At 72.4% G+C, this 5,770-nt stretch carries 5 protein-coding genes, 1 tRNA gene and 1 pseudogene; 4 read left to right on the forward strand and 3 right to left on the reverse strand.

Annotated features, from left to right (window positions below; translation table 11 throughout):
* Positions 1-110: 110 nt before the first annotated feature.
* Positions 111-990, reverse strand: a pseudogene (locus tag ACI2LW_RS20295) (IS5 family transposase).
* A gap of 292 nt (positions 991-1,282) precedes the next feature.
* The gene (locus ACI2LW_RS20300) at positions 1,283-1,660 is read right to left on the reverse strand and encodes a YchJ family protein (protein WP_404732594.1); all 378 of its coding nucleotides are present in this window, start codon (positions 1,658-1,660) and stop codon (positions 1,283-1,285) included.
* Positions 1,661-1,791: 131 nt separating this feature from the next.
* Here ACI2LW_RS20300 and ACI2LW_RS20305 point away from each other — a divergent pair, with 131 nt between their 5' ends.
* Together ACI2LW_RS20305 and ACI2LW_RS20310 are read left to right on the forward strand one after the other, a co-directional pair.
* Entirely contained in the window at positions 1,792-2,103 is a 312-nt protein-coding gene (locus ACI2LW_RS20305) for a dsRBD fold-containing protein (RefSeq protein ID WP_404732595.1), read from the forward strand.
* 12 nt (positions 2,104-2,115) lie between these two features.
* Positions 2,116-3,474 (forward strand): phosphoribosyltransferase family protein, encoded by a 1,359-nt coding sequence (locus ACI2LW_RS20310; RefSeq protein ID WP_404732596.1) that lies wholly within the window; start codon positions 2,116-2,118, stop codon positions 3,472-3,474.
* Between the two features lie 112 nt (positions 3,475-3,586).
* On the opposite strand, the gene ACI2LW_RS20315 is transcribed toward ACI2LW_RS20310, so the two are convergent.
* Positions 3,587-3,671: transfer RNA gene (locus ACI2LW_RS20315), tRNA-Leu, on the reverse strand.
* Between the two features lie 204 nt (positions 3,672-3,875).
* On the opposite strand from ACI2LW_RS20315, the gene ACI2LW_RS20320 reads away from it, so the two are divergent.
* Both ACI2LW_RS20320 and ACI2LW_RS20325 read left to right on the forward strand, forming a co-directional pair.
* Complete coding sequence (locus ACI2LW_RS20320) at positions 3,876-5,201, forward strand: M20/M25/M40 family metallo-hydrolase (protein WP_404732597.1); 1,326 nt, start codon at positions 3,876-3,878, stop codon at positions 5,199-5,201.
* Positions 5,202-5,355: 154 nt separating this feature from the next.
* A complete protein-coding gene (locus ACI2LW_RS20325; protein WP_404732598.1) occupies positions 5,356-5,589 on the forward strand; it encodes a chaplin in 234 nt (77 codons plus the stop codon).
* Positions 5,590-5,770: the final 181 nt, after the last annotated feature.

Consider the following 5,770-nt stretch of genomic DNA (forward strand, 5'->3'; position numbering starts at 1 on the left):
CAGACCCCAAGCCGTTCATCTGGACCAAGACCGCCGAGGAGATCCTCGAATCCCTCGCACGATTCTGCCGACGGATCTCCGGCGCAGGACACTAGGTTCTGTCCGGCGGATCATTCACGGAGCCAGAGCCGGATCGCTGCGGCGGTGACGGTGCCGTGGAAGACGTAGGCCCGCTTGTCGTATCGAGTCGCGACCGCGCGAGAGTTCTTGAGCCGGTTGATGGTCCGCTCGACCTCGTTGCGGCGCCGGTAACGGTCCCGGTCGAAGCCGACTGGCCTGCCGCCTGCACTGCCTCTGCGTTTCCGGTTGCTCCGCTGGTCCTTCGGTTCCGGGATTGTGTGCCGGATGCGACGTCTTCGCAGGTAGCGGCGGTTTCGGCGGGAGCTGTACGCCTTGTCGCCGCTGACGTGGTCGGGCCGGGTTCGGGGTCTTCCGCCCAGCGGCCGGGGCACCCGGATCCGGTCCAGGACCTCGACCAGTTGCGGGGCGTCGCCCCGCTGACCGGGTGTGAGCAGGAGGGCCATGGGGCGGCAGCCGCCTTCGCCGGCGAGGTGGATCTTGCAGGTCAGACCGCCCCGGGACCGTCCGAGTCCCTCGTCGGGGCGGTGGTGCCAAGGCGTCGTCCTTTTTTCGGGACCCGCGGCCGGGTCTTGCGGGCGCCGGCCGCGTGCTGATGGGCCCGGCAGGACGTCGAGTCGACCCCGACCATCGACCAGTCGATCCGGCCCGCGAGGTCGGCGTCGGCCTGGACCGACTGCAGGATCCGGTCCCAGGTCCCGTCCGCCGACCAGCGGCGATGCCGCTCGTAGACGGTCTTCCACGAGCCGTAGCGCTCCGGCAGGTCACGCCACGGACACCGGTCCGGATCCGGAAGAGGATGCCGTTGAGCACCATGCGGTGGTCATTCCACCGGCCGCCCCGGCCCCCTGAACGCGGCAGATGTGGCTCCAGCAACGACCACTCGCGATTCGTCAGATCCCCCCGCCCCATGACCCAACCAACGAGCAACCGGTCAGACAGTCACATGATCCGCCGGACAGGCCCTAGCGGCGCGCGTCCGGGCCGGGCCCGTCCCCCGGCCCGCCTTGTCTCCCCCGGCCTGCCGGGCTTCCCCCGGACCGCCGGGTTTCTCCGCCGCGCGGGGCTTCCTCCGGCCCGCTGGGTCTCCTCCGCCTTGTCGCGTCTCTGCCGTCCTGCGGCTGCCGTCCTGCGGGGCCCGTCGGCCTCTTCTGCCCCGCCGGACCGGCATGAGACGCCCCTGCCGCCGCGCTCGGCCGGCGGCTCACTGCACGGGGAAGTCGCCGTCCACGTACACCCAGGCGCCGTCGACGCGCTCGAACCGGCTGTGCTCGCACAGCTCGCCTCCCCGGTAGGAGGCGCGGAAGGTCACGGTCCCCCTGGTGTGGAAGGCGGAACCGTCCTGTGTGTCCAGGATCTCCAGGCCCGTCCAGCGCATCCCCGGGTCCAGGTCCAGCCGCGCGGGCCGGGTGCGCGGATGCCAGGTGCGCAGCAGATACCCCGCGTCCCGGCGCACGAAGGCGCAGTACCGCGAGCGCATCAGCGCCTCGGCGGTCGGCGCGGCGGCGGCGCCGGAGTGGAAGCGGCCGCAGCAGCTCTCGTACGGGGCGGACAGCCCGCACGGGCAGGAACGCGTGGTCATGGCCCTCATTGTGCCCCCGCCCCGTCAGCCGCCCCGCCGCCCCGCCGCCCCCGCGCGGCCCGCACCGGTCCGAGGCACAGTGGAAGAGGTGAAGGAGGGTGCCGCGCACCCGAGCTGAGGGGAGACGGACGATGACACGACCCGTCGCCAACCGGCCGCCCACCGCCAAGGAGTGGCGGCTGAACCTGTACCTGTCCGAACACGACCCGGACACCACCGCCCGCATCGTCCTGGACACCGGTGACAACGTCCTGGAGACCTGCGCCGAGGCCCGCCGCAACCCGTACGACCCGGACGTGCCCGAGATCGGCGACGAGCTGGCGGCGGGCCGCGCCCTGATCGCCCTGGGCCAGAACCTGCTGCGCGCCGCCGCGGGCGACATGAAGGCCGTGGGAGCGTCCGAGGCGACCCCGCCCGCCCCCCTGTGGTCGCCCCGGGAGTGAGGGAGCCGCACCGTGTACTTCACGGATCGCCGCGAAGCGGGACGACGGCTCGGCGCCCGCCTCGCACACCTCTCGGGCCGGGACGTGGTGGTGCTCGGGCTGCCCCGCGGCGGCATACCCGTCGCCGCGGAGGTCGCCCGCGCACTCGGCGCGCCCCTGGACGTCTGCCTGGTGCGCAAGCTGGGAGTGCCTTCCCAGCCGGAGCTGGCCATGGGCGCGATCGGCGAGGACGGCGTCCGCGTCCTCGGCGAGGACGTACTGCGCGAGGCGCGCGTACCGCCCGAGGAGCTGGCACGGGTCGAGGAGCGCGAACGGCGCGAGCTGCGGCGGCGCGCGGACCGCTACCGCGGCCGGCGGCCCCCCGTGCCCGTCGCCGGACGTACCGTCGTGATCGTCGACGACGGGGTGGCCACCGGCTCCACCGCACGGGCGGCCTGCCGCACGGTACGCGCCCGCGGCGCCGCCCGGATCGTACTGGCGGTGCCGGTCGCCCCCGCGGACTGGACCCGCCGGCTCGGCGGCGAGGCCGACGAACTGGTGTGCCTGCACACCCCTCGCGACTTCTTCGCGGTCGGCCAGTTCTACGACGACTTCGCCCAGCTCGACGACGCCGACGTGGTCGCCTGCCTGGAACAGGCCGCGCGGGAACAGGCCGCGCGGGAACAGGCCGCGCGGGAACAGGCCGCGCGGGAAGGGGCACACGGGGACGGGGCGCCCGGCGGCGGGGCGGTGGACCGCGAGGTCCGGGTCGCGGCGGGGCCCGTGCCGCTCGACGGCCGGCTCACGGTCCCCGCGGGGGCCGCCGGGATCGTGGTCTTCGCCCACGGCAGCGGCAGCGGACGGCACAGCCCGCGCAACCGCCGCGTCGCCGCCGGGCTGAACCGGGCCGGACTCGGCACCCTGCTGTTCGACCTGCTCACCGAGGACGAGGCACGCGACCGGTCCAACGTCTTCGACACCGTGCTGCTGGCCGCGCGGCTGACCGGCGCCACCGACTGGCTGCGCGAGCAGCCCGGGACCGGCTCCCTGGCCGTCGGCTACTTCGGCGCGAGCACCGGTGCCGCCGCCGCGCTGTGGGCCGCCGCGGAACCGGACGCGCGGATCGCCGCCGTCGTCTCCCGCGGCGGCCGGCCCGACCTCGCCGGACCGAGGCTCGCCGCCGTCACCGCCCCCACGCTGCTGATCGTCGGCGGCGCCGACCCGGTCGTACTGGACCTCAACCGGCGGGCCCAGGCCGAGCTGCGGTGCGAGAACCGGCTCGAGGTGGTGCCCGGCGCCACCCACCTCTTCGAGGAGCCCGGCGCCCTGGACACGGTGACCGCCCTGGCACGCGACTGGTTCACGGACCACATGGCGGCGGCGCACGTGTAGGGGCTCCAGGGCTCCAGGGGCGGTGAGCCGGCCCTGCGGCCTGGGAGGCGGTTCCAGGGGGCGTACGACGACGAAGGCGCCGGCCTTGGAGGCCGGCGCCTTCGCGCTGTTGTGTCCGAGGGGGGACTTGAACCCCCACGCCCGATAAAGGGCACTAGCACCTCAAGCTAGCGCGTCTGCCATTCCGCCACCCGGACGGGGTGTGTGCCACGCGGGTTTCCCCCCGCGGCGACACAGGAAACTTTACCAGGCTTTCGGCCGCCCTCGATCACCCCCCGTTCCTGTGTTGACCGGGTGTGACGGGACCGGCGGCTCCCTTGGGCGCGAGGGGTGCGGGAGAGAGGATGAGGGGACCACCGGCACCCGAGGTGGACCACCAGCGCACAGCGGGAGGAAGCAGCGTGAGCGAGACGGACACGGCCAGGGGCGTCACCGGCGAGGACGAGGTCGTGGACCTCTGCCGCGAACTGGTCCAGATCGACACCAGCAACTACGGCGACCACTCGGGACCGGGTGAGCGCCGGGCCGCCGAGTACGTCGCGGAGAAGCTCGCCGAGGTCGGCCTGGAGCCGAGGATCTTCGAGTCGCACCCCGGACGGGCCTCGACCGTGGCCCGCATCGAGGGCGAGGATCCCTCCCGGCCCGCGCTGCTCATCCACGGCCACACCGACGTCGTACCCGCCAACGCCGAAGACTGGACCCACCACCCCTTCTCCGGCGAGCTCGCGGACGGCTGCGTGTGGGGGCGCGGCGCGGTCGACATGAAGGACATGGACGCGATGACGCTGGCGGTGGTGCGCGACCGGCTGCGCAGCGGCCGCAGGCCCCCGCGCGACATCGTGCTGGCCTTCCTCGCCGACGAGGAGGCGGGCGGCACCTACGGCGCCCGTTACCTCGTCGACCACCATCCGGACCTGTTCGAGGGCGTCACCGAGGCGATCAGCGAGGTCGGCGGCTTCTCCTTCACGGTCAGCGAGCAGCGGCGGCTCTACCTCATCCAGACGGCCGAGAAGGGCATGCACTGGATGAAGCTCACGGTGGCCGGCACCGCCGGGCACGGCTCGATGATCCACCGGGACAACGCGATCACCGAGCTGTCCGACGCCGTCGCGCGCCTCGGACGGCACCGGTTCCCGGTGCGGGTGACCAAGACCACGCGGGCCTTCCTCGACGAGCTCGGCGACGCGCTCGGCACCGAGCTCGACCCGGAGAACATGGACGGCACCCTCGCCAGGCTGGGCGGCATCGCCAAGCTCATCGGCGCCACCCTGAGCAACACCGCCAACCCCACCCAGCTCGGCGCCGGCTACAAGGTCAACGTCATCCCCGGCGAGGCCACCGCGCACGTCGACGGGCGTTTCCTGCCCGGCTACGAGGAGGAGTTCCTGGCCGACCTCGACCGGATCCTCGGCCCCCGGGTCAGGCGCGAGGACGTGCACTCCGACAAGGCCGTCGAGACCTCCTTCGACGGGGCGCTGGTGGAGGCGATGCAGTCCGCGCTGGTCGCCGAGGACCCGGCCGCCAAGGCCGTCCCCTACATGCTCTCCGGCGGCACCGACGCCAAGTCCTTCGACGACCTCGGCATCCGGGGCTTCGGCTTCGCGCCGCTGAAGCTGCCGCCGGAGCTGGACTTCGCGGGCATGTTCCACGGAGTGGACGAGCGGGTGCCGGTGGACGGCCTGAAGTTCGGCGTGCGTGTGCTCGACCGGTTCATCGACGCTTCCTGACAGTCATCGGCCGATTGACCTCGGAATTCGACAGCGCGTACGGAATTCACCTGAAGGGTGAATGCGACGATAAGCTCGTCACTCCAGTACTACCTCCTCGTTACAGGTGATGCGATCAGCATGACGGGATCGCGTTTGCCAACTAGGAGGAATAATGATCAAGAAGGTCGTCGCTGCCGCGGTTGCCACCGGTGGAATGGTTCTCGCGGGCGCCGGCGTGGCCGCCGCCGATTCCGGTGCCCACGGTGCCGCGGTGCACAACCACGGCATCGCCTCGGGCAACGTCGTGCAGGCGCCGGTCCACGTGCCGGTGAACGTCTGCGGCAACACGATCTCGGTGATCGGTCTGCTGAACCCCGCCTTCGGCAACAGCTGCGTCAACAAGTGACGTTGTGCCCCACCCCGTAAGGGTCTGACTCCGCCGGCTCCGTGGGGGGGGGGTCCGAACCCGTCGGCCCCCCCCCCCCCCCCGGGCGCCCCCGGGCCCGGCCGTTTTATCACCCCAAACCCAAACGGTTTTAACGAACGGTGTTACCCCATTTACCGCCCAAAGCAAAAAGCCTAACGCC

The organism is Streptomyces sp. NPDC004065, from assembly GCF_044903565.1.
GTDB lineage: Bacteria > Actinomycetota > Actinomycetes > Streptomycetales > Streptomycetaceae > Streptomyces.

What these genes read in the sequence shown, in the direction of transcription:
- ACI2LW_RS20305 (WP_404732595.1), top strand. Translation starts at nt 1,792, where the DNA reads ATGACACGACCCGTCGCCAACCGGCCGCCCACCGCCAAGGAGTGGCGG.
- ACI2LW_RS20325 (WP_404732598.1), top strand. Translation starts at nt 5,356, where the DNA reads ATGATCAAGAAGGTCGTCGCTGCCGCGGTTGCCACCGGTGGAATGGTT.
- ACI2LW_RS20300 (WP_404732594.1), bottom strand. Translation starts at nt 1,660, where the DNA reads ATGACCACGCGTTCCTGCCCGTGCGGGCTGTCCGCCCCGTACGAGAGC.